This window comes from Robbsia andropogonis, from assembly GCF_034047095.1.
GTDB lineage: Bacteria > Pseudomonadota > Gammaproteobacteria > Burkholderiales > Burkholderiaceae > Robbsia > Robbsia andropogonis.
Genome location: NZ_CP139166.1, coordinates 1120517 through 1143225, shown reverse-complemented (window position 1 = coordinate 1143225; position 22709 = coordinate 1120517). Strand labels below are relative to the sequence as shown.

The 22709-nt window shown below is 57.4% G+C and carries 15 protein-coding genes; 5 read left to right on the top strand and 10 right to left on the bottom strand.

Features of this window, described 5'->3' with window-relative positions; translation table 11 throughout:
• Positions 1 to 430 precede the first annotated feature (430 nt).
• Positions 431 to 1195, bottom strand: a complete 765-nt coding sequence (locus SJQ66_RS09775; RefSeq protein ID WP_024903854.1) for a flagellar brake protein — start codon at positions 1193 to 1195, stop codon at positions 431 to 433.
• Positions 1196 to 1474: 279 nt separating this feature from the next.
• Positions 1475 to 2110, bottom strand: a complete 636-nt coding sequence (locus tag SJQ66_RS09770) for a LysE family translocator (RefSeq protein ID WP_024903855.1) — start codon at positions 2108 to 2110, stop codon at positions 1475 to 1477.
• A 257-nt stretch (positions 2111 to 2367) separates the two neighbouring features.
• On the opposite strand from SJQ66_RS09770, the gene SJQ66_RS09765 reads away from it, so the two are divergent.
• Entirely contained in the window at positions 2368 to 4119 is a 1752-nt protein-coding gene (locus tag SJQ66_RS09765) for an exodeoxyribonuclease VII large subunit (RefSeq protein WP_320533996.1), read from the top strand.
• The gene (xseB, locus tag SJQ66_RS09760) at positions 4112 to 4375 is read left to right on the top strand and encodes an exodeoxyribonuclease VII small subunit (RefSeq protein ID WP_024903857.1); all 264 of its coding nucleotides are present in this window, start codon (positions 4112 to 4114) and stop codon (positions 4373 to 4375) included. Before SJQ66_RS09765 ends, xseB begins: the two co-directional genes overlap by 8 nt.
• Before the next feature lie 72 nt (positions 4376 to 4447).
• Here the strand turns inward: xseB and ppk2 are convergent, their stop codons facing one another.
• Complete coding sequence (gene ppk2, locus SJQ66_RS09755; protein ID WP_024903858.1) at positions 4448 to 5371, bottom strand: polyphosphate kinase 2; 924 nt, start codon at positions 5369 to 5371, stop codon at positions 4448 to 4450.
• 584 nt (positions 5372 to 5955) lie between these two features.
• On the opposite strand from ppk2, the gene SJQ66_RS09750 reads away from it, so the two are divergent.
• Entirely contained in the window at positions 5956 to 8154 is a 2199-nt protein-coding gene (locus tag SJQ66_RS09750) for a TonB-dependent receptor (RefSeq protein ID WP_320533995.1), read from the top strand.
• A gap of 131 nt (positions 8155 to 8285) precedes the next feature.
• Here SJQ66_RS09750 and SJQ66_RS09745 read toward each other — a convergent pair whose 3' ends face one another.
• On the bottom strand, positions 8286 to 9194 hold the full coding sequence (locus SJQ66_RS09745; RefSeq protein ID WP_024903861.1) for a LysR family transcriptional regulator: 909 nt from the start codon (positions 9192 to 9194) through the stop codon (positions 8286 to 8288).
• Between the two features lie 138 nt (positions 9195 to 9332).
• Here SJQ66_RS09745 and metE point away from each other — a divergent pair, with 138 nt between their 5' ends.
• Complete coding sequence (gene metE, locus SJQ66_RS09740) at positions 9333 to 11624, top strand: 5-methyltetrahydropteroyltriglutamate--homocysteine S-methyltransferase (protein ID WP_253464425.1); 2292 nt, start codon at positions 9333 to 9335, stop codon at positions 11622 to 11624.
• Positions 11625 to 11740: 116 nt separating this feature from the next.
• Here the strand turns inward: metE and SJQ66_RS09735 are convergent, their stop codons facing one another.
• The 6 genes from SJQ66_RS09735 to SJQ66_RS09710 form a co-directional block, all read right to left on the bottom strand.
• Complete coding sequence (locus SJQ66_RS09735) at positions 11741 to 13183, bottom strand: PepSY-associated TM helix domain-containing protein (protein ID WP_236693461.1); 1443 nt, start codon at positions 13181 to 13183, stop codon at positions 11741 to 11743.
• Positions 13184 to 13280: 97 nt separating this feature from the next.
• Positions 13281 to 15536 carry a TonB-dependent receptor gene (locus tag SJQ66_RS09730; RefSeq protein WP_253464428.1) on the bottom strand — a complete coding sequence of 752 codons (2256 nt, stop codon included), beginning with the start codon at positions 15534 to 15536 and terminating at the stop codon, positions 13281 to 13283.
• Between the two features lie 232 nt (positions 15537 to 15768).
• A complete protein-coding gene (locus SJQ66_RS09725; protein WP_320533994.1) occupies positions 15769 to 16335 on the bottom strand; it encodes a hypothetical protein in 567 nt (188 codons plus the stop codon).
• Between the two features lie 51 nt (positions 16336 to 16386).
• The gene (locus SJQ66_RS09720; RefSeq protein ID WP_024903868.1) at positions 16387 to 17403 is read right to left on the bottom strand and encodes a sterol desaturase family protein; all 1017 of its coding nucleotides are present in this window, start codon (positions 17401 to 17403) and stop codon (positions 16387 to 16389) included.
• A gap of 7 nt (positions 17404 to 17410) precedes the next feature.
• On the bottom strand, positions 17411 to 18409 hold the full coding sequence (locus SJQ66_RS09715) for a YVTN family beta-propeller repeat protein (RefSeq protein WP_024903869.1): 999 nt from the start codon (positions 18407 to 18409) through the stop codon (positions 17411 to 17413).
• A gap of 93 nt (positions 18410 to 18502) precedes the next feature.
• Positions 18503 to 19792 (bottom strand): SGNH/GDSL hydrolase family protein, encoded by a 1290-nt coding sequence (locus SJQ66_RS09710; RefSeq protein WP_024903870.1) that lies wholly within the window; start codon positions 19790 to 19792, stop codon positions 18503 to 18505.
• A 414-nt stretch (positions 19793 to 20206) separates the two neighbouring features.
• On the opposite strand from SJQ66_RS09710, the gene SJQ66_RS09705 reads away from it, so the two are divergent.
• Positions 20207 to 22327: a hypothetical protein gene (locus tag SJQ66_RS09705; RefSeq protein ID WP_024903872.1), complete on the top strand. Its 2121-nt coding sequence runs from the start codon at positions 20207 to 20209 to the stop codon at positions 22325 to 22327.
• Positions 22328 to 22709: the final 382 nt, after the last annotated feature.

Genomic DNA, 22709 nt, shown 5'->3' with positions numbered 1-22709 from the left:
ATTTTCCCTGGGATGCGTGTTGCGTTCTTATTCTCATTGTTTATCGCGGCGCTTCTGATAAAGCAACGATTTTCTTAAAAGGGTACCGTTACCTTGTTTTCTTTCGGTAAAAACGTAAATGCTTGTCAAAAAAAGAAAATCAAATGCCTCGACAGCACAAGGCCGCGTCGATTATCCATAGACGTAATTCATTGGTCAATGACGGGATTGGTGCCGTGATTTTTGGCAGCCGATTTAAGCGTGCACCTGCAAAACACGTCTCATTAAGATATTGGGGAAGCGTGGCATGTATCCGGTGCGTGTATTGCGGATTGCCGTTTCCGAAGTTTTCGCGAATGGAGTGGAAAAACGTGATGACCAAACTCGTGTCGAAATGGCGATTGTTCGCTACGCCGAACTATGCCATTTCGTGATGCCAATGCCTGTGGCATCACAGGTTTTCTTCCAGTGCCTTACGCTGCGTTTCGAGTTGCATGATCACACGCTGTAATACACGCTCCGCCAAGGCGGAGCGTTCCACAAAGCGGCAACTAATCACGTAGCGAATTTCGCCTGTCTCCGAAGTTGCCTGCCTTGGTGCGATAATTTCCAGGTTGACGCTCAGTGAACCGAAATGCCCCAACTCGAGCGCCACATCGTGAAGTACGCTACCAATTTCGAGTCCGCTGAATCGCGCTTCATAGGTCCGCAGTGCAACGCCGCCGAGTGATAAGTCTTGCAATTCAAGCCTGAAAGCGCCACCGGCGGCAGCCGGACCGTGTGCCACGAAGGGATCCGCCACCGGCGTTGGTACGCGAAAATATTCCCGGCGTTGCACATAGAACAGTGTCTCCGGGAATCGTGCTTCAAATGCAGGCCGCCCGTCGAGTCGTACTTTCGACGCGGCGCCCGTCGTGAAATGGGTGTGAAGCGCCCCAGGCAAGCTTCGGAACGTCAATTCGTCGGCTTTGAGCAAAGCTTCGTTGTCGGCTTCCAAAGTGCCGTAGTCAAACATGAAAGTCCCGTTGCGCGGGTCAACCGCGAGCACGTGCGCGACGTACTGTCGTTCCGCGAATTCCACCGTCATGCGGTCGCGTCGCGACATCAGTGTGCGCAAGGACATGGAAATCTGCAACGGATCACGCTGCTCGTAGTCCGGGCCTATATCCTGCGACGGATCGGTTGCGTCAGGGCCGGGGACGGAATCGGTAGTCATCGTGAGGTCGGTGTGTTCATGGGGCTTACCTGTTAACGGCAGCGCGCCGGCATTCCTTGATAGAAACCGTTTTCTTGTGTGCCAGATTGCTTCATCGCGTCAAAAGGCGCAATATTATTGCGCATAAAGACAAACGTTCGAATTATTTGATGGAAATTCGCGGAATTTGTGAGAAGGATGCCGTGCCGTTGCGATGCTCATGAGCACCAGGTGCGTTCTTGGCGCCACCGCATGCACTTAAAGAGCGAGCGTACGACGAGCGGGGATGGGCAAAATCGCTTACGCGACAGGTCGGCGTACCATCGCGAGCAATATACCGAAGCTGACCATCATTGCGCCGCTGGCGCGATTTAGCCAACGGAAACCTTTCGGATGCTTCGCAAGGGAGCGCAGTCGTGCGCCAATAGCCGCATATATGGCAATCGCAACCCACTCCAACGCCAAAAACGTCGCACCGATGACGGTAAAGCTGCTCGCGTAATGCGTACGGTCGACAAATTGCGGCAGGAACGCAGTGAAAATCAGGATGGCTTTCGGGTTGCCTGCCGCCACGTAGAACTCCTGCTTGAAATCCTGGGACAAAGTTCTCTGTGTGTGGTGTGATGACGCGGTTGCGGCAAGCATGTCTATCGGCCGCGAGCGCAGCAACCTGATGCCGATCCATATCAAGTACGCCGCGCCTCCCAGTTTCAAGATGGTAAAGAGCGTCGCCGAGGCAAGTAACAGGGTGCTCAGCCCCAGGCCGGTAATGGTGATCATCACCGTGAATGCCAACAACCGGCCTGATGATGCCCACACCGCGTGCATGATGCCGCTACGCGCGCCGTTCGAAACCGACAGGACATTGTTCGGTCCGAACGACATGTTCAGCGCAAAGCAGGCAGGGAGGAAGAAAAGCCAGGCATGAAACGACATCGGTGCACCCGTCGCGGTATGGTGATCCGGCTATTTTACAAAGGTCGGCCGAGTGGGGCGGGAAAGTGCACGGCGCCCCCTGTTGGCTAGGCTGAATAGTCGAACCTGCCGATCGCTTCGAAATGGAACCGCCATCGCGGTGGTAAACTCGGAGCGATCATCGCAATCGGGCGATGATCGCGTTTGCGTCTTGATTTCGACGAAATTTCGGGTGCTCCAGTCGCATGCGCGGTGGATCTCCCGACCATCACTGGAAAATGAGCCAATATCTCGAGGTACCGTTCCGGGAAAAAGACGCCGCGAAAGCGCTTGGCGCCCGCTGGGATGGGAGTGCCAAGAAATGGTACGTCCCGGACGGCACGGCACTCGCGCCCTTCCAGGCTTGGTTACCCGCGTCGTCAGCCGCTGCGGGCGACCTTGTCGACGCGGCTTTGGATACCCTGCCTGGAGATGAGTCCGCCTCGCGTGATCTCGCCGTGCCGGAGAAGGGCATTCGGCTTTCGCAACTCCTGGCTGGCGTCTCCCAACTCGTTGCCAATGCCTATAAAGCGCCGGTGTGGACCATGGTTGAAGTCATCGAGGTCAGCAGTCGTGGCGGACATGTGTACCTCGACCTCTCGGAGCGTACATCGGAAGGCCGGGTCCTTGCGCGCGCACGCGGCATGATCTGGGCGAGCGTTGCACGGGCGATCCTGCCGGAATTCGAGCGGGTTACCGGCGCGACGCTCGCACCGGGCATCAAACTCCTGGTTCGCGGCAGGCCGGTCTTCAAGCCTGAATTTGGCTTCAGTATCGAAGTCGACGCAATCGACCCCGAATATACATTGGGCGACCTCGAAGCACGAAAACGGGAAATTCGCGCGCGCTTGCAGAAGGAGGGCATTTACGAAGCAAACCGCGCGTTGCCCGGTGTGTGGGACTTTAACGCGGTTCTGGTCGTTGCACCAGAGTCTGCCGCCGGTCTAGGCGACTTCCAGGCCGAGGCAAAACGTCTGGAAAGCCATGCGGTCTGCCGCTTTGTTTATGTCCATAGCCGATTTCAGGGGGAAGGGGCGGCACAGCAGATACGTAAGGCGCTGTTGGACGGTTTGGCGACATGGCATGACGCAAACGTGTCGCCCCCCGATGCGGTAGTGATTATCCGTGGTGGTGGCGCGGTAAATGATCTCGCCTGGCTCAACGATTATGAACTGGCGCAAACGGTTTGCACGTTGTCGATTCCTGTGTTGACCGGCCTGGGACATGAGCGTGACAGTACGATCCTCGACGAAGTGGCCAATCATGCGTACGACACGCCTAGTAAAGTCGCCGCCGGCATCGAGCAGACCGTCCGGCAGCGGGTTGCGGAAGTGCATTATCATTTTCAGCTTGTCGTCGATCGCGCCATGAGTGCCACCCGGGCGGCGGACGCCGTTGTCGAGCGCCAGTTCACGGCAACGCGGGCGGGTGCGGATCGGCAGATCGCCGCGGCGCGGCAAGCCACATCGGCCGTCTTGAGTGAAGTGCGATGGCAAGCCGGCAAGACGGTTCAAGCGGCAAAGTTCTCCGATCGGCAATTAATTAACGCAGTGGCTGATCGCGCCCGCACGTTGGTGGCTCACGCCAAGCAGCAGGTGCCCACGATGTTTGTGGATATCACCGTGAATGCAACGAAGACCGTGGCCCGATCGCATGAACAAGCGCGTTCGCAATATGAGGCGGTTTGTGATGTCACTGGCGCGGCAACGCGGCGGCGACGTGAAGCGCTCCAGTCGAGCATGCAGGATATCGGACGCGCGGCGCGGCGCACCGTCATACAAGCGAAAACGGACGTGGCATCGCACTTTCAGTCGGTCGTGGGAATGGGGCCAAACCGGACGCTGCAGCGTGGTTTCGCAATCGTGCGCGACAACGCGGATGCAACCGTGACGTCAGCGGCGCAAGCGGCGATCAAAAATGATCTCGAAATAGAATTCCGCGACGGCCGTATTGCCGTGCATATCATCAGGAAAGCAGGAAAAAATGGCTGAGCAAACTTTCAAGAGCGCCTATGGCATCCTCAAAAAGCACGCTGATGCGTTGCGTACTCAGCAGGAGCCCAACATTGACGATTTGCTGTCGATCGTGAACGAGTCGGTGGAAGCGTATAAGGTCTGCAAGGCTCGGATCGATGCCGTGGAGGCGGCGTTGGAACAGGCGCTTCGCGAGGGGGCCTACGAGGAAAGCGCAGAAATGACCCCGGTGGCGGCATCCGCGGACGAGCGTGACGACGACGTGCCCTTCTGAAAACATCGAACGCCAGCGTCGCTGCGCGCCAGGGCGATGCTGAAAAAGCTTGCTGCCTGGCGCGGCTTGCGGTCAATACACTTCCGGCACGATCATCGACGCGGGAACCGGCTGGCGGATATAGTCGTCATGGTGTTCGCGCGGGGGCAACGCGATCGTAGGGTGCGCAACGCCGTGGTAGGGGACCTGCGTCAGCAAATGTTGAATGCAGTTCAAGCGTGCGCGCTTCTTGTCCACCGCTTGCACAACCCACCAAGGCGCTTCCGGGATATGCGAACGCTGCAGCATGACTTCCTTTGCCTGCGTATAAGCCTCCCATCGGCGCCGGCTTTCCAGATCCATGGGACTCAGCTTCCATTGCTTTAACGGGTCGTGAATACGTGTCTGGAAGCGTACCTCTTGTTCCTCATCGGTAATCGAGAACCAATACTTGACAATCTGGATGCCGCTGCGCACCAGCATTTTCTCGAATTCAGGGACCGACCGGAAGAATTCTTCGTACTCGTCGTCCGTGCAAAAACCCATTACACGCTCTACGCCCGCGCGGTTGTACCAGCTTCGATCGAACAGCACCATTTCACCACCGGCCGGCAAGTGCGTCGCGTATCGCTGGAAGTACCACTGCGTTCTTTCGCGATTGTTCGGCGCAGGAAGCGCGGCAACGCGACAGACGCGTGGATTGAGTCGCTGGGTAATGCGCTTGATCGCACCACCTTTGCCTGCCGCATCGCGGCCCTCGAAAATCACGACCAGACGATGCCCGGTGGCCACGATCCAATCCTGCAGTTTCACGAGTTCACCCTGCAGGCGATACAGTTCGCGGAAATAGCTTTTCCGCGCATTCCGCGCTTCAAGATCGAGTTGCGCGTCCCCCTCGAGAATGCGATCGTCGATCTCCATTTCGAGCTCTTCATCGTAGGCGTCGATCATTTCCTCGTGAAAGCGATTGAGCCGTTCGCGAAAATAGTCGGATTCTTCGCTGGACCGATCACTCATTCCTGCTCTCCCAAAATAGCGGTATTGATTCTACGATTTTCAGCTCGGCGTATGGCAAACGCATGTATGTGCGCGTCAGATATTGCGTGCCCGGACCCGAAACACCGATTGAACGCAGTGTCGCGTGACAGGTCATGAAACGGCTTTTGTCGGCGAATTCCTTATTTTCAGGCTGATTCCGGCCGAAAAGCATCGAATTTTGTGTATTTTAAGAAAATTAGTCAAAAATCGCACACGGTGTCCGATTGTTAGCGGTCCAGGCTTGGACTCACGAAGCCGCTAAAGTGGTATGGGTGATTCGCGCCCTCGACCACGTCACATGTATCCAGCGCATGTCGTCAACCGTATTTCAGCGCGGTGACGGTCTCCACGCTAGCTCATGGACCCCGCGATTGACGCAGTTACTTGCGTGGCGATGAAAAACGCGGCCTTCTGCCGCGCGTGTTCACCATGGGTTTTTCCGATTCGTTAACACAACAATTCTTATCCGATTCGTAAGATTTCTATTGGAATCTTAAAATATCGTCGTTACAATCGCGAACGATTCTTATTCCGATAACACCTGTAATCATTAACCGATCGATATGTCTAACCGGATCACGCACTCGGGGATGCGCGTGCAGCGCACCGCAATTCCACGGGCCATCGGCCGCTTCTTGATTGGGGCACTCAGTGCCGCGACGGTTCCGGCAATTGCGCATGCGCAGGCTACGGTATCGCAGAATACAACGTCATCGACGGTGGACTCGGCCTTGCCGGCGGTATCCGTAAAAGCGAGCGTGGAACCGGGCGCACAGCCACCGGCGTATGCGGGCGGCCAGCTCGCCAGCGGTGGCAGCATCGGCATATTGGGTAGGGCAAAGGTCATCAACCAGCCGTTCAGCGTGGCCAACTACACAGAGCAGTTTATTCAGGACACGCAGGCCCGCACGATCGGTGATGTGGTGATCAATAACGCGTCGGTGCGTACCGAGCAAAGCAGCGGAGGTTTTGGCGATGCCTTCCAGATTCGGGGATTCGATGTCTCCGCGAACGATGTGGCATTGAATGGCTTATATGGCATGGTGTCCACTGCGCGCATGCCGGTAAACCTGCTGGATCGTATCGAAGTGTTGCAGGGGCCGGGTTCGCTGATGTATGGGATGGGTCCGTCCGGCAGCGTGGGGGGCGCGATCAATATCGTAACCAAGCGCGCCGACGACGTGCCGTTGACGCGTGTCACCGCACTCTATCAATCAAAGGGGCAGTTTGGCACCGAGGTGGACGTGGGGCGCCGTTTTGGCGATCAGGATCAATGGGGCATCCGGGTCAACGGCGCGTACAAGGATGGGCAGACCGGTATCGCGCATGGCAATCAAAGCCAAGGTGATGGTTCTGTTGCGTTGGATTATCGCGGCCGGAAACTACGGTGGTCGCTCGATGCGTATAACAGCTCGGAAAACACCGATCAGTATCGGTCACAGATCGGCTTTGGTCTCGCGACGGCGTTGCCAACGTCGCCGTCCGCCTACAGCAACCTGTATCCGGGGAATAAGCTGAAATTGCGCGATACGGCGGTCATGACGCGTGCCGAATACGACATCAATCAATATGTCACGCTGTATGGCGCTGTCGGGGAGCACTACGGCACGTCGGACCAGAACTTTCCGTACACGCCTGGCGTGCACAACGACGGTAATTTCTCTGTCTACAACGGCTACTACGACGAATACAACCGTACGCGCACCGTCGATGTGGGCGCACGCTTCCACTTCGATACCTTTGGCGTGAAGCATACATTGGTCGCCGGGGTGACATCGCTCAATGAAGAGCAGGGGTATTTTTATGCCTTGTCCGCCACCAGCGCCGCGTCGAGCATCTACAATCCGTCGCCACTCCCGGCGATGACCGTTGCTCGCGATGAGCCGCAGCGCAACAGTCATACCCGTTTGTTCAGCGAGCAACTGGTCGATACGATCTCCCTCTGGAATGATCGGCTTTTGATCACGGGCGGCTTCCGACATCAAACGATCGGTTCCGATACGTATGACACTACGTCGGGGGCACAAACCGCCAGCTACACGAAGGAGGCCATCTCGCCATTGGCCGGCATCGTCTTCAAGCCGCTGTCATATGTCTCCGTATATGGCAACTTCACATCGGGATTGACGGACGGCGGTAGCGCACCGGCCTATGCGGCGAATGCGAACCAGGCGTTTGCACCGTACAAGTCGAACCAGTATGAGGCGGGTGTCAAGGCCGACTGGGGGCGTGTCATGACGACTGTGTCAATCTTCCAGATAGCACAGCCGAATTACACCACCAACGCGGTTACCAATGTCTATGGCCAGGAAGGCAAGAAGCAGGTGCGCGGCTTGGAATTGTCCGCATATGGCCAAGCATTCCGCAACCTGCGGCTGATGGCGAGCGCCACGTTCTATGATGCCAAGCTCAAGGATGTCACCGATGGCAGCGCGTATGGCGACCACGCCACGAATGTCCCGTCGTTCACATTCAATTTCGGTGCGGATTATGACCTGCCGTGGGTACAGGGCTTGAGCGTCAATGCACGGATTATCCACAACGGCGCGCAGTACTATAACGGTGCGGCCGAATTCCGCATTCCTGCCTGGACTCGTTATGACATGGGTGCCCGCTATCGCACACAGATCGCGCGAAAGAAGGTCGTGTTCCGCGGCAATATCGAAAATCTGTTTGGTAGTCGCTATTGGCTGCAACAAGGGACCTATCTGACGACGGCCGCACCCCGTACGCTGTTCCTGTCGGCGCAGGTCGATTTCTGAGATAAAAAGCGGAGCACGCTTGATGCCGACGACTGTCCCGTCGACTTCATAGCAGCGTCATGCGCCCGTACGCCGTTGCCGCTTCCGTTCAACGGGCGTGTCGGGGCCGAATGTCGATCGATTCGTCATCACTAGGCGCGCACCCTGGCATTCCGGGTATCGGCCGCTCGCGCGAATGCAACGAACGATGCAAGATAGTCGATCGATGCGTCTGCTTCCCGCATTCCCAGAAATATCTGCTTGGCGATGCCATGCTCGCCCAGCTTGACCGCGGTCACGGCCATTCTGTCCGCGTATTCTTCGGCAAGCCAGCGCGGTAATGCCGCCACGCCACGGCCGTTTGCGACCATTTGCAATTGAATATCCGTCGTTTCGATGGTCTTGTGACGATGCGGCGTGATGCCGGCCGGCCTCAGGAACTGGTTATAGATGTCGAGGCGGTCCGTTTCAACCGGATAGGTAATCAGCGTCTCGTCGCGCAATGCCTCTGGCTCGATATGATCGACCCCTGCAAGCCGGTGCGTATCGGCAACGACCAACACCTGCTCGTAATCGAAAACGGGTTCGAAGCGCAGCCCGGGTCGGATCAAAGGATCCGGCGTGACGAGCATATCGATGTCATAGCCAAGCAAGGCGCCGATGCCGCCGAACTGGAAGCGCTGTTTCACGTCGACATCCACGTCAGGCCAACGCGTCAGGTATGGCGACACGATGTTCAACAGCCATTGGTAGCAAGGGTGGCATTCCATGCCAATCCGTAATGTCCCACGCTCGCCTTTAGCGAACTGCCGCATGCGTATTTCCGCGTGCTCGAATTGCGGCAACAAACGTTCAGCGAGTGCCAATAGGTACTGCCCCGCTTGTGTCAGTCGCAAGCTTCTCCCTTCTCGATCCCAGATCGGCGTGCCAAGTTGCTGTTCGATCTTCTTGACTGTATGACTCAGTGCCGACTGGGTCAAATGCAAGACGCTGGCGGCGGCGGTCAGCGAGCCCTGACGTTCGACCTCCCGAATGATGACGAGATGAAATCGATCCAGCATGGCCGTGTGCATCCCTATCGATGAAAATTATTAATGGATGAATGAAATAATGCCATTATATTTCATCGATGCAAATCCCTATCATCATCTTCAGCGCGAAATCAGCGACTCCTCTACCTCTTTCAGGATGCCAGTGTCATGGTGATGACTCACAATCTCGGATTCCCTCGTATCGGTGCAAAACGTGAACTCAAGTTCGGACTCGAACGTTATTGGGCGGGCACGTCGTCGCGCGATGATTTGCTGGCATTAGGCGCTCGGTTGCGTGAGCGCCACTGGAAAGACCAGGAGCGACTCGATCTTTTGCCGGTGGGCGATTTCGCGTTCTACGATCAAGTCTTGGACATGAGTTTTACGCTGGGTAACTTGCCGGGCCGGGTGCGGCACTTCCATGGCGATGCGCTCGACAACTATTTTCGCGTGGCTCGGGGGCGTTCCGCGCAAAGCGTCGACGCACATCTCGCATGCGATGGGGTTGCCGCCGGGGAAATGACAAAATGGTTTGATACCAATTATCACTTCATTGTTCCGGAATTCCATCGGCACACGACATTTGAACTGGATGCGTCGCGACTGGTCACGCAGCTTGCCGAAGCGCGTGCGCAAGGGCGAAAAAGCAAGCCGGTCATCATTGGACCACTTACCTATCTATGGCTCGGAAAAGCGAAGGACGATTCGGATAAGCTGGCCCTGCTGGCGCGGCTTTTGCCGATCTATTCGGCCTTGCTGGATACCCTTGCCCGGGAAGGCGTTGAGTGGGTACAGATCGACGAGCCGGCATTGGTCATGGATCTCGACCCGCAATGGCAACGCGCTTACATCAGGGCCTACGATGTGCTGCAGACATCAAGCGTCAAGCTGCTTCTCGCGACGTACTTTGGCCCGTTGCAAGACAATCTCGACCTTGCCGCGGGACTACCTGTCGACGGGATTCATATCGACGCCATCAATGCCGCCGAAGAGGTGCCGATACTATCTCAAAAAATGTCGGCACCCCGCGTGCTGTCCGTCGGCGTGATAAACGGTCGAAATATCTGGAAGACCGACCTGGAAGCCGCGCTGGCATGGCTCGAGCCATTGGCGCGACAACGTGGCGCGGCGTTGTGGTTGGCGCCGTCTTGTTCTTTGTTGCATGTGCCTGTCGACCTCGACAGTGAAGTGGCGCTCGAGCCGGACATCAAGGCGTGGTTGGCGTTTGCGCTGCAGAAGCTCGATGAATTGAACATTTTAGCGATCGCGTTGAAGGAGGGACGGGATAAGGTGGCCGAGGCGCTCGCTGAAAATGCCGACGCCATGGCGCGGCGGCGCCACTCGCCGCGCGTCAACAATCCCGTGGTCAAGGCGGCAATCGCCGATATTGATGTCACGCTGGGCCAGCGGAAAAGCCCTTATCCCGCCCGCGCAGCGAGACAATCCGCGTTGCTGCAACTGCCACCGTTTCCCACGACGACGATTGGTTCATTTCCCCAGACGCCGGAGATCCGGCAGGCACGCAGCGAATACAAGTGCGGCGCACTCGACGAGACGCGCTATCGTGATGCAATGCGTGCCGAGATCGCGCGCAGTGTGCGCGAGCAGGAAGCATTGGGCCTGGACGTGCTCGTGCACGGTGAAGCAGAGCGCAACGACATGGTCGAATATTTCGGTGAGCAGTTGGACGGTTATGCGTTCAGTCAGTTCGGCTGGGTACAATCCTACGGCTCACGTTGTGTGAAACCCCCTATTCTGTTCGGAGACATCAGCCGGCCGAAGCCGATGACCGTGGAGTGGATACGATACGCACAATCACTGACGTCACGGCCGATGAAAGGCATGTTGACGGGCCCAGTGACCATATTGAATTGGTCTTTTGTTCGCGATGACCAACCGCGTTCGGTGTCGTGTTACCAGCTGGCGCTGGCGATTCGCGATGAAGTCCGTGATCTTGAGAAAGCAGGTGTACGGATCATTCAAATCGACGAAGCGGCGTTGCGGGAAGGTCTCCCATTACGCCGTTCGCAATGGGATCACTATCTGCGATGGGCCGTTGAGGCGTTTCGCATCGCGGCAAATGGTGTCAACGACGAAACGCAGATTCATACGCATATGTGCTATTCAGAGTTCAACGACATCATCGCATCGATCGCCGACATGGATGCGGATGTCATCACCATCGAGACATCACGCTCGGACATGGAATTATTGGATGCGTTCGATCATTACCAGTATCCGAATGAAATCGGGCCTGGTGTGTATGACATTCACTCCCCCAATATCCCTACCGAGGCGCATATCGTCGCGTTGATGCAGAAGGCGGCAACGCGTATTCCCGCGCAGCGATTGTGGATCAATCCAGACTGCGGCCTGAAAACACGTCAGTGGGCGGAAGTCATTCCGGCACTGAGAAACATGGTGGCTGCAGCGAAGACGTTGCGTGCCACGGTGCAGTAACCCAGGCGGCATGGGTTGTTGGCAGGCCATGTCCGGACAAAGCATGACGTTGGCGGAGGAACGCATGGCGGATGGCGTCCGACTCGCTTCCTTCGCGCGCCAGTCCGCCGCTTCGATCAGACTGGCACGGTGCCGCGATCGTGTCTTCCCGCGATCCAGTTATCGAACAACCATGTCAATAACAATGTCAGGCCGAGCAGGGGGAAAAGAATCCCAAGCCCGGCCAAGCCGACGATCCAGGCCCGCATCGCCGGGACACTGGCAGGACGGGCAGGGGCGGCCAGTTGCCCTGTTGGGCGACGTTTCAACCATAGCCAAAAGCCACTGAGCGCCAGCGCCATGATGCTGAGAGAGATGGCGGTGCAAAGCAGTTGATTGGCCAGGCCGAAGACACGGCCCATATGCAAGCTGGTGCCGTATGAGACGGCTGCGCCCATGAAGCCATAATCGCGAAAGCCGATATCCTTCAGCACGCGTCCGTCGTAGCGGTCGATGTGCAAGGTGCGCTCGTCGCGAGGATCAAGGGCAAAGTAGGTCACCGTATAAACGTCGGTCGGCCGTTTCGGCAGCACGATCTGATAGCCGCTTGTTACGTGATGCGCCGCCGCCAATGCGACAACGCGATCGATGGAAATCGACGGTGCGTTTTCCGCTGCCGTCGTGGGAACAGGCAATGCGCCTACGGCCCATGGCAGTTGTTTCACGGGCAAATCGTCCATGACCATGCCCGGCATGACGTCCGAGTGCGCGTCAGGTTGGCGAGCGGCAGACGGCGCTGCACCGGGTGGCAGGGAATGAACGCTCTGGGGCGCATAGGTGTCGAGTGGATAGCCGACCCTGGCGGTGGTCACCACTTGCTTGAACCACTTGCCCCAGGTACTGGTCCAGGGCAGTCCGGAGAGGACGAAGGCGAGGGCCCCCATCACGACCCAGGCACCCAGTGCCATATGTGCGTCGCGCCACCAGGCGCGTCCGGTGCGGCGCTTGTCCGGCCATAAACGGGCGGGCTGTCTTGATGACGGCCACCACATGGCAACGCCAGTGCCCAACATCACCAGCGTCCAGCATCCGACCAGTTCCATGACGATCTCGCCTGGCTTGCCTAACAGCAAGCCGCGATGGATCATCCGCACTTGTTGCGTGAAGCGATGTTCGACGCTGAGACGGCCCAGTATCGCACCCGTATACGGATTAACGAATACGCTTTCTTTTTCGCCGTTCGCGAGCTTGAACCGATATTCGACCGAACGGTCGGGGGCGCTTTCAACGGATAACGTGGTGGCGACTGCCCGACTTGGTTCGGCGTTTTTCGCCTTATCGAGCAAGATGTCATAACTCAGCCGTGGTCCCGTCGACACCGGTACGACGAACAGATCGCGATGCAACAACCGGTCGATCTGCGGCTGGAAGCAATACAGGATGCCTGTAACCGCGAGCACCACCAGGAAGGGCATGACGAACAAACCCGCATAGAAATGCCAGCGCCACAGCATCCTATAGCGTGCGGCGGCTTGCGCATCGTCACCACGTGGCATCGGGGAAGGGTGGGTTAGCTGCATGTTGTGCCTCTCTCATCAATACGGTACGGGAGTTCGCATTGCCGGGTCCGGGTAGGATACGCCTGTGCCAAGAATGCGAACCTAGCCTGAGCGCGTCTCAAAATCGGTAGTCCAGCAACAACTCGAAGCGTCGATCGTTCCCGAGCAAGTACTGCGTCTCGTTGTAATAGGCGCTTTGCACATAGCGTCGATTCAATATGTTGTAGCCGCGCAGCGTGATTGTCGTATCGCGACGTGCTTGCCATGCCAGGCCGAGATCGACAGTCGTGTACGACGGCATGCTGTATTGGTTTGCGCTATCGGCGTAACGTTTTCCGACAAACTTCAATCCTGCAATGGCGGTCCACGCTGGCTTGAAGCGATATCGCAACCAGAGATTGCCCAGTCGTTGTGGCACACCCGCCGGGACGTTGCCAGCCTGCGATACAAGCGCGCCATTGATATTGGCTGCGTAGTCGTCGTATTTCGCGCGCAGCAGCGATACGTTGGCATCGACATGAAGGTTGCGCGTGATATCGGCACCGACCGTCGCCTCCACGCCCCGGGACGATTGCTGACCGATTTGTATCGAATTGTCGGGGTTCGCGGGATCGGGGGACACCAAGTTGTTCTTGACGATCCGATAGGCTGCCAGTGTCGCCTCCGCGCGGCCGTCAAGGAAGATCTGCTTGATGCCGACTTCAATCTGTTTACCCGTGCCCAACTTGTATTGGGCACTGGTGGCGTTCAGCATCAGCAGTGAACTGACGGGATCAGCGGCTTCGGCATATTGCGCATAGAGGGCCGTATTCTCGGTCAAGTCAAAGACAGACCCCACACGCCAGCCGGTGTTGGCGACAACTTTCGAGAAACCCCCGCCGTTGACGAGGTCGATCCGATTGATTGAAGCATGGTCATAGCGGACGCCACCAATCACGGACCAACGGGATGTCAGGTCCAGCCGATCTTCCGCGAACAGGGCGAATGCGTTCGATTGCGATCGGTATTTCGGTTTCGTGCCCGGAATATTGATGAACAGTCCTGGATCGAAATCGTATGCATCAACGGTCGACGTACCGGAATACGGTGAGTTGTTGTCGTGCTGGAACGTGGTGTGATTGATGTCGAAGCCGACGGCCACCCGATTCTTCAGTCCACCGATATCATGTGTCAGCGTGGCGGACGTGGTATTGCCGATCTGTTCCTGGTCGTGGAAGATCTCCGTGTAGTCTCCGCGGGCGATCTGCCCGCTGGATGGCACGTAGCTGTAGTCTTCGACATCCCGCCAGTGGCGATTGCTTTTCATTCTGTAAAACGTACTTGAAATGCGCAGCGCATCACTGGGGCGCCATTGCGCTGCCAGCGTGGCCCAGCTGTCGCGGTAGGAGATCACGCTGTCGGCTACGTTGTAATTCTTGTTGTATAGCGACCGGTCCAACGTGCCATTGACCAGTGGAATACCGAAATAGCGCATGGGATGTTGATATCCTTGCGCGTAGGATGCAGTGACATCCAATGTGGGCGTGATGTCATAGCGTACGGCGGCGGAGAATGACAGGTCCTTGCTGTTACCGCGATCTACCCAGTTGTCGGAGCGATTGCCGCTGACATCGAGTCGATAAGACAGTTTATCGTTGATGGCGCCGCCGCTGCCGAACGCCACGCGTGCGGTCTTTTCCGTACCAACACCAAGCCGTATTTCATTTTCAATCGGCCCTTGCGTTGGTTTTTTTGGCACGATGTTCACAATGCCGCCAATCGCCCCTTCGCCGTATATTACCGAGGCGGGGCCACGTAGGACGTCAATATAGTCGACGGACCAGGTGTCGAATGGATAGGTCACGCCAATCGCCCCGTATGGCTTTACGCCGTCGAACAACTGTGTGACTGAACTGCTGCCGATGAAGCCGCGCGCCGCCAGCTCACTGCCGCCGTTTCCAGGATGTGGCGATTCGCTGAAACCGGCGGCCCGGCTGACTGCGTCGGTGATGTTTTCATCACCTCGCGTTCGAAGCGTCTGTTGATCAATACGCTCGATGCTTGCTGGCGTTTCAAATATCGAAAGGCCCAGATTGGAGCCGGTGCTCGTGGTGCGATCGAGCGTGGTCTCGCGTACGGCCTTTACCGAAACCGCAGGCAATGCGCTTGTATCCCATCGATGCGTCGAGTCACTTGGGATATCGGTCGATTTTTGCACTGCTCCGTCCACCGAGGACGGAAAAGTGTTCGCCTGCGCGAGCGCATTTTGGGCCATGTATAGCGTTGCCAGCAGACCGATGATCTTCAGTCGTCGTGCGAGAAAAGTAGAGCGAAAGGGCGGCGGGACCCAGGGGCCGTATGCCGAGCGCATCGGCATGTCGCGTCGAGAAAACATGAAAAATAGCGTAATGGATACTGTTGTCGTTCATCAATGGCAACATGCGATCCTTTGTCGAAGACGAGTCGCCCCATGGCGCGAACAGAATTTCTGGTATGCGCCGCATCGTCACGCGTACGTGCCTCTCGACAAGTGCGAGAAACGAAAAGCCAGCCGGAAAACGTCGGCACGAGCGTCGACGTGCCTGGCGCGCAATGCGCCTGGCAGGCAAATCAGGGCGAACGGATTATCAAGCGGGATGCGGGGGAAAGGGCGGCGCGCGGCTAAGCGGCAGTGAGAAAGGCAAGGGCGTTCGGATGACAACTCGAACGAATCGATTACGCACGCGTCGGATGGTCGGCAACGCGACCATCAGCAAAAGCGCGACAAACAGTGCGCCAATGCCGGTCAGCAAGGCCGCGCTAAATGCACAGATATTGCTTACGGACGTGGTGCCATGCATCGGCATGCTGTCTGACATTGCGCCGGGAATGAGCGTTGACGAGCGGTCTGAATCCGTCGATGTGACGGTGGACATCGGCATTGGCATCGACATGTCCATTGCCATGTCGGTGTGACTTGCCGCCCTGTCATCCGGCATGGGCGGCAAGTGGTCGTTCGGGTCTTTCGCGGTCGCCGGAAACATCGGGCCAAAGCCGGAGCAGATGACCAGCCCGAAACTACCCGCTGGCGCGTTCATGTCGAACATGACGGCACCGCAGAGCAGTCCGCGGCATAGCATTACCAGTACGGCGCCCCATCGAAGCAGACGCGCACGGTAGCTATTGCCACGGCAAAGGGACAGAACAGGGAACATAACCCCGCATTCTATCCTTTTTGAGACGATGATTACCGTCTATTTCCGCGATTACAAAGATGGCGTGCTGCGTTGGGGCGGGATACGGCGGCCAAGGATTCGCCGCGCCGCGATGCGCTGAAGTGCTAAGCATTGCTGCGCGAGTACCCCGTTTCCGTAGTATCGGCCTGGCTGGCCACCTGTGCGCAACTGATCGCGTATACCGGTTGGCTCGATCGTTTTCGTCCAGACAGCTGTTCGAAACAGCATGTCCCACCATGGCAGCAGCACGCCGAAATTACAGCCGTAGTGCATGCCTTCATGGCCATAGCCTATGGCGTGGTGCCGGCGATGGAATGCCGGACTGACGATAACGCGCTCCAGCACCGATCCATACGGCAACCGGGCATTGATATGTTGCACGCTCTGCATGAAATTGCCTACGGCGACCAGCACGACGAATTGTGCCGGCTCGACGCCGATAAACAGAGAAATAAGTGCGAAGAACGCCGCTTGCAGGAAGGTATCGAGGATATGATTGCGGTCGTCATTCCAGAACGACATTTGACGCTGGCTGTGGTGCACCGCGTGCAATTCCCACCATACGCCGAACTTATGCTGCCAGCGGTGATACCAATAGCCGGCAAAATCCAGAATGACGAGATAGAGGCAGAATGAAACCAATGGCTGATCGGTCAGGCCGGGCCACAGCGCATCGATGTCGATATTCGGAATGCCATACAGCGTGATCAAGCTTTGCCAATGGAAGAAAAGTGGTTGAAACAGAACGAAGAACGCCAGGTTGAGCAATCCCAGCTTGGCAATCCACGTGTACACCACGTCGGCGTGCAGCGCTTTGCGTTCCGCCCAATGCTCTACCGGTCGCCACGCTTCCAGCGGACGTAATACCGCGTAGGTCAGCAGTACCTGGATTGCGCCGACGATGACCATGTACAACGCGTCATAGGTGTCCTCGTCGTAACCCATCAATCCAAAGCGGAAGAACAGCGGCTGCACTACGTGCTCGTATAGTTGCGTCTGCAGAAACGATACCGCTGTATCCGCGAGCGTCAGGATGTGGTCGATCATGTCCGCCTCAATCGGGATTCGGGGACAGGATCGGCGCGCGATCCGCCAGGAAAATACCGTGTGGCGATCGACCGACGCGGATGGTATCGATCAACTGCCGCGTGCCGAGGTCGATGATGCCCACGTGTTTGGCGAATCGGAACGTCACCCACAGATAGCGGTGATCGGATGTCAATTCCATGTCGTCCGGTCCGGGCAACAGGCCGGTGATATCTCCGGCGTTGGTCAGCGTGTTGTAATCGATCAGGCTGATCGTATTGGCAACGCGATTCGATACCGCGACGTGCGAGCCATCGTCCAGATAGCGGAAATTATGTGCCCCCCGCCCGGTGTGGATGCGTTTTACAATCTGGCGATTCCGCCAATCGACTACTGCCACATCATCCTCGCCGGTCATGCCGACCAGCAGGTAGCGATCCTGGGGAGTCATCCACAGCCCGGCCGGTTGCGTGCCGACGGGCATGCGCCACAAGATCGTCTGCGTTGGCAGGTCAATCGCCGCCAATTCACCGGAATCCTGCAACGTGACGAAGACGGTCCGGTTGTCGGATGCAAAGGTCAGGTGACTGGGCGTCATGCCAATGGGAATGCGCTTGACAAGGGTCACGTCGGTGCCGTCGTAGCGATAGATATCCACGCGGTTTATCCGCAGGGCGGCGGTGACGAACCACTTGTGATCAGGGGAAAAGCCGAGTTGATACGGGTCCTCGATATGTGGAATCGTGCGTTGGATGTCGCCAGTATGCGGGTCGACGAGCATCAGATTATTGGATACCGAGTTCGCCACCATCAGAGATCGGCCATCGGGTGTGACCATCAGGTGGTGCGGCTCCTTTCCGGTCGCGATATTGCCAACGACGGTTCGGGTGGCGGGATCAATCAGTGTCAACTGCGCTTGCGCGGAGTCAAGGACAATGACGCGATCCGTGGCGCCAGCCCGTCCGGCGAGGCAGAGACTCGTGACGATCACGGTGACGAGGGCATGACAGACACGGTTCAGCGGCATGGATGATCACGTTGGCGGACAAGACACGCCGACGCGGCGTGCTGTGTGATCGTAAAACGTGAGAGGCGCCAAAATGGTTGACGTACTTTCGGGTCAATCAGCAAAAAACGGCAGTGGAATGGCAGCGGCCATTGCGCGGTAGCCGGCATCGTTGGGATGGATGTGATCGCCGCTGTCGTATTTTCGCAGCAGCATCGACGGATGAACAGGGTCTCGCAGCGCCTGGTCGAAGTCGATGATACTGTCGAATCCATTGCCTCCGCGTATCCATCGATTGACAGCCAGGCGAATCTTTTCGCGATCCGGTGGCAGCGACGCCGGCGTCAACGTCGCGCCGGTCAACCGTTTTCCTGCGCGATGCGCGCGCATGATCAGATCTTTGTAACCGTCGATCAGGTCCACGGCCGTGACTTTCGTATGGGGGAAATCGCAGTCGAGCCCGGCGCGTGGCGGCATCGCCTGGAAATTGATGTCATTGATACCGATCAGGAGAATAATGTCACGAGCGCCCGCGATCTCCAACGCATCGTGATCGAACCGCGCGCGTAATGCCTTGCCATAGCATGGGGAATCGCTGAGTAAGCGATTGCCGCTGATCCCCATGTTTACAACGGTCGGGTTGCCGCGGGCGTCGTTGGCATTGCTTTGAGCGGCGAGGCGCTCGGCCAGCCGGTCCGGCCAACGCGCATTGGCGTTCAGTGTCGACCGCATGCCGTCCGTGATTGAATCGCCAATGGCGACGATGACACCGGCCGGCGGCTTTGTGGCGACCAGCAACATGTCCATGAAAAGCCACGATGTCGGACCGATGTGAAAGGCACTGGCCGCGCGATCCTTGGTGCGGTCGCCTGCGGCGACGAAGGTGACCTGGCTCGACAGTTTATGCCAGGTCCGCGGTGCCGCGGTGCCGTCGTCTATCGCCAAGCTGATCGATAGCGGGCCAGGCTGCAAGGCGGCGGCGATCGGATCGCTCAACCGCTCCTCGCCCGGTGCAAGCGTAACCGATCCCGCGGTGCCGAATGTCAGCGGGAGGGGCGTGCCGGCCAGCGCTGCCCCATTCCGGGCCTGGGCCAAGGTGCCGGCGGTAATCGTGACCGGCGTTTCGCCGTACCGATTTGATAAACGGAGTCGCCAGAGCGTGCCTCCTGTCCGCACCTGAATGACTTCGCGCACTGTCCGGCCTGCGACAGCCGGCGCGAGATTATAGAGTGGTGCATGGGTGGCGGGAGGCACGGACTGCATCGCCGTGCCCCACGCAGCCTGCCATGTCTCATCATGCGTCGTCCCGGCACCGCTGTCAGCATGTGCCACGCGTAAAAACGCGATCGCGAAAACGAGTGCCAGGCACGTATGGCGCAAACGCGCGTCAACAGGGTGGATCATCTGTGATTCACTTTGTTTTGTAGTGTTTTCCGTTGCATCAACAGGTGCGATGTTTGCCGGAGAGGATGCGCCCGCCGTCAACTGCCGGCCAGGCAGGACGTGGACGCACTGGGTCGATCCAGCATCAACATTGCCGGCTCCGCGATTATCTCTCGTCTTGCTCGACCGTCAAGCGTCTCTCGCTGCGCAAACGCCGGTTCAGGCTTACAGCCACGCATGGCCGTCTCATGGCATCGATTCCGCGCGGATGTTGGCTGTTGCTGCAGCGGTATCGATGTGCCGGACTTCCCTCGTTGCGGGCAACGCGTAAAGAGATCGCAAGCTCACAATCAGCGCTGCAATTTTGCGACTACATTGAGGAAGCGATGACCGACGGCAAGCGTCGGAGACAACAATACATGAAGGAGTAACGGCATGGACGCTTCAACGGCGCGATATTCCGATGCGTTTTCCGCTGAACCGTTGGTCGCCGATGGCGCGTGGCCGACAACCGGACGTTGCTTGGATGAGGACATCGCGTCGCCGCCCATGTTTCCTTTCCGTAAGGAGCATGCCGCTACGCTACCCGGCCTCCCCTTCGAACTCATCGGTTCAATCAGCGAGCACCTGGACGCGCGTGGCGCGGCGTTTTTGGGGATGTCTTCCCAGTCGACATTGGCAGCAATGCAAATCAGCCTGGCACGATTCGTTCAGGTCGCCTCGGTGGCGGATAGAATTTATCTAGCGTCCGGCGAGAGGAGACTGTCGGGTTTTATAGAAGCGCTCAAGACGATTGCGCTTTTCCCGTTCGACGCACGGCCTGTGGCGCTGCTGCTGTTGGTCCAGCGGCTTGCGCATCGGCAGGGAGATTTCGAGAAAGAATTGGGCGTCGCACCCGCACAATCGGAGATTGTCAGTCTCTGGCGTATGCCGGTATGCGAGCATAAGGACGGTAGTCCCGCGTTGATGGCATGCAAACAATGGCGCGCGGCGGCGGATGTGATCAGGCAGCACCATGCCGTGTCCTCATCATCTTCACCATTACTGCGCAATACGGCCTTGCAGCAGTTGTGTAAGGCGGAAACCTATCTGCCTTGGTTGAGTCTTGTTCGCTATCCTCTATGCCATCTCGACCACGTTTTGAAAGTCACGGTCGGGCTACCGCTATCGTACTGGCCGGACATCTTGTCATTGGTGCAGCCGCTGTTGGGCATGCCGGTATTTGCAAAGCTCAATCGGGCCTTTCATTGGTTTTCAATCCGTTATCGGGAAGTGTCGGAGCCTGTACCGCGGGAGCTGTTGGTCAACGTGCTTCGCTACCTCGTTTCGATCGATCAACGTGATACGGTACGTGACGCATTGGTCACGCGTTTCAGCATTTCCGCGACGCGGGATTCCGCGGGCATCGTGTCGGCGGTTGCGAAGACCATTGCGATGACGTTGCTAAACAAGGGCAAAAACCCGTTCGGAACGCCAGTTGACCGTCGATCACGGCTATCGGATATTCTCGTTGAGCAATTGACGCGATGGGACATTGACGATGACGGAATGTTAAACGAAGTAAATCGTTTTCTGGTGGATGGGGTCGCGAGACAATCGCATGCATTGGGGGATTGCTGGGAAAACTTTTCCCCAAAAGTGCAAAAGCATTACCGCGATAAAGTGCTGGGCGCGCCCGATGACGTGGTGCAAGCATGGGGCCATGCACGGCAAACAACGTTGCCGTTCTGGTCTATCTATCTCGATATAACGTGCACACCGGAATTCGACGACCTGACGGTGTTATGGGAACGTATCAATGTCGCACCGTGGCAATTGCAAGGCACCCTTGTTTTGCGGTTATGGACGGAGTATAGACGGCGTTCTCTGCATTTCTCTGAAGATTTTGCCTTTGAGATGTCTTCGCAATGCGTTGCATGGGAAGGTCGGCAGAGTACGAACGCCTTGAATGCTCGCACGCCCGCGCTGGCGCTGCGGGCGATTTTGGCGTCCGTGCAATGGCAGGTGACGTGTGCCAGGCAAATGCGCGATGATTGGACACGCCACGAAAATTGGGATCAGGAAACGTGCCGGCCGCGATGCCCGATAATCAGCGACCCTGGCGCCGGGGTGATCGAGCAGGTCTCGGCTGTGGATAGCGTCGAGCTGATTGGCGCGCTCGTGGCCATGCGTGAAAGCATGGTCACCGCGGGATTTTCATGGCGCTACGACAGCTATATACAGTCGAGCTTGCGGGACTTGCTATGTGATTGCAATACGACTTTATTGCGGCCGTCGTGGAAAGTGGCATGCGCTATCTCGGAAGCGGTCGCCGATGTGTGGTGGGATATCCCCGATGCCGCCGACGAACATCTGAGTCGCTTCGACCGTTTTGCGCGACGATTCGATTTGCCACCAGATGCGCGTGATCGCGCATGGCAGCGCGTCGTGATGCATGCCGTCATTTGCATCGGACGTGGCGATTTCACTATCGACATGGCGATCACCCACGGCGGTTTCTCAACGGAGGCGGAGCGGAAGACGCTGGCTTTTCATCGCTCAAGGATGGGCACTTGAACGTCTCGGCATTCAATGACGCGTCGGCCACGACGAACATGATGATTGGTGTAGATCAGTCTTGAAATCCACCGCGTTTACTAGGCCTATGGTTGAAAAGTTTATGGTCCGAGGTGGCGGGAGGAAGATCCGCGGTAAACGCCCCGTGCACGACAAACAGGCGCTTGCTCTGGAAGAATCGGGTGTCGTAGTAAAATGCACTGTTTGATATAGAAGGCATCCCTGACGGACGAACTGTTGTCAAATGTGTATTAAACGACTCTTTGTATTATTTCCTAATACGAAGGGCTTGGCCGACATTAATCATCCGCAATAATCATCGCGTAAGATTTTTTCCCATTAGTCGACTAAAACGGCTTAGAATGCGATCTATCGCCAAGGC

What these genes read in the sequence shown, in the direction of transcription:
- SJQ66_RS09735 (WP_236693461.1), bottom strand. Translation starts at nt 13,183, where the DNA reads ATGCAGCTAACCCACCCTTCCCCGATGCCACGTGGTGACGATGCGCAA.
- SJQ66_RS09765 (WP_320533996.1), top strand. Translation starts at nt 2,368, where the DNA reads ATGAGCCAATATCTCGAGGTACCGTTCCGGGAAAAAGACGCCGCGAAA.
- SJQ66_RS09705 (WP_024903872.1), top strand. Translation starts at nt 20,207, where the DNA reads ATGGACGCTTCAACGGCGCGATATTCCGATGCGTTTTCCGCTGAACCG.
- SJQ66_RS09715 (WP_024903869.1), bottom strand. Translation starts at nt 18,409, where the DNA reads ATGCCGCTGAACCGTGTCTGTCATGCCCTCGTCACCGTGATCGTCACG.
- metE (WP_253464425.1), top strand. Translation starts at nt 9,333, where the DNA reads ATGGTGATGACTCACAATCTCGGATTCCCTCGTATCGGTGCAAAACGT.
- xseB (WP_024903857.1), top strand. Translation starts at nt 4,112, where the DNA reads ATGGCTGAGCAAACTTTCAAGAGCGCCTATGGCATCCTCAAAAAGCAC.
- ppk2 (WP_024903858.1), bottom strand. Translation starts at nt 5,371, where the DNA reads ATGAGTGATCGGTCCAGCGAAGAATCCGACTATTTTCGCGAACGGCTC.
- SJQ66_RS09745 (WP_024903861.1), bottom strand. Translation starts at nt 9,194, where the DNA reads ATGCTGGATCGATTTCATCTCGTCATCATTCGGGAGGTCGAACGTCAG.
- SJQ66_RS09770 (WP_024903855.1), bottom strand. Translation starts at nt 2,110, where the DNA reads ATGTCGTTTCATGCCTGGCTTTTCTTCCTCCCTGCCTGCTTTGCGCTG.
- SJQ66_RS09710 (WP_024903870.1), bottom strand. Translation starts at nt 19,792, where the DNA reads ATGATCCACCCTGTTGACGCGCGTTTGCGCCATACGTGCCTGGCACTC.
- SJQ66_RS09730 (WP_253464428.1), bottom strand. Translation starts at nt 15,536, where the DNA reads ATGTTTTCTCGACGCGACATGCCGATGCGCTCGGCATACGGCCCCTGG.
- SJQ66_RS09750 (WP_320533995.1), top strand. Translation starts at nt 5,956, where the DNA reads ATGTCTAACCGGATCACGCACTCGGGGATGCGCGTGCAGCGCACCGCA.
- SJQ66_RS09725 (WP_320533994.1), bottom strand. Translation starts at nt 16,335, where the DNA reads ATGTTCCCTGTTCTGTCCCTTTGCCGTGGCAATAGCTACCGTGCGCGT.
- SJQ66_RS09775 (WP_024903854.1), bottom strand. Translation starts at nt 1,195, where the DNA reads ATGACTACCGATTCCGTCCCCGGCCCTGACGCAACCGATCCGTCGCAG.
- SJQ66_RS09720 (WP_024903868.1), bottom strand. Translation starts at nt 17,403, where the DNA reads ATGATCGACCACATCCTGACGCTCGCGGATACAGCGGTATCGTTTCTG.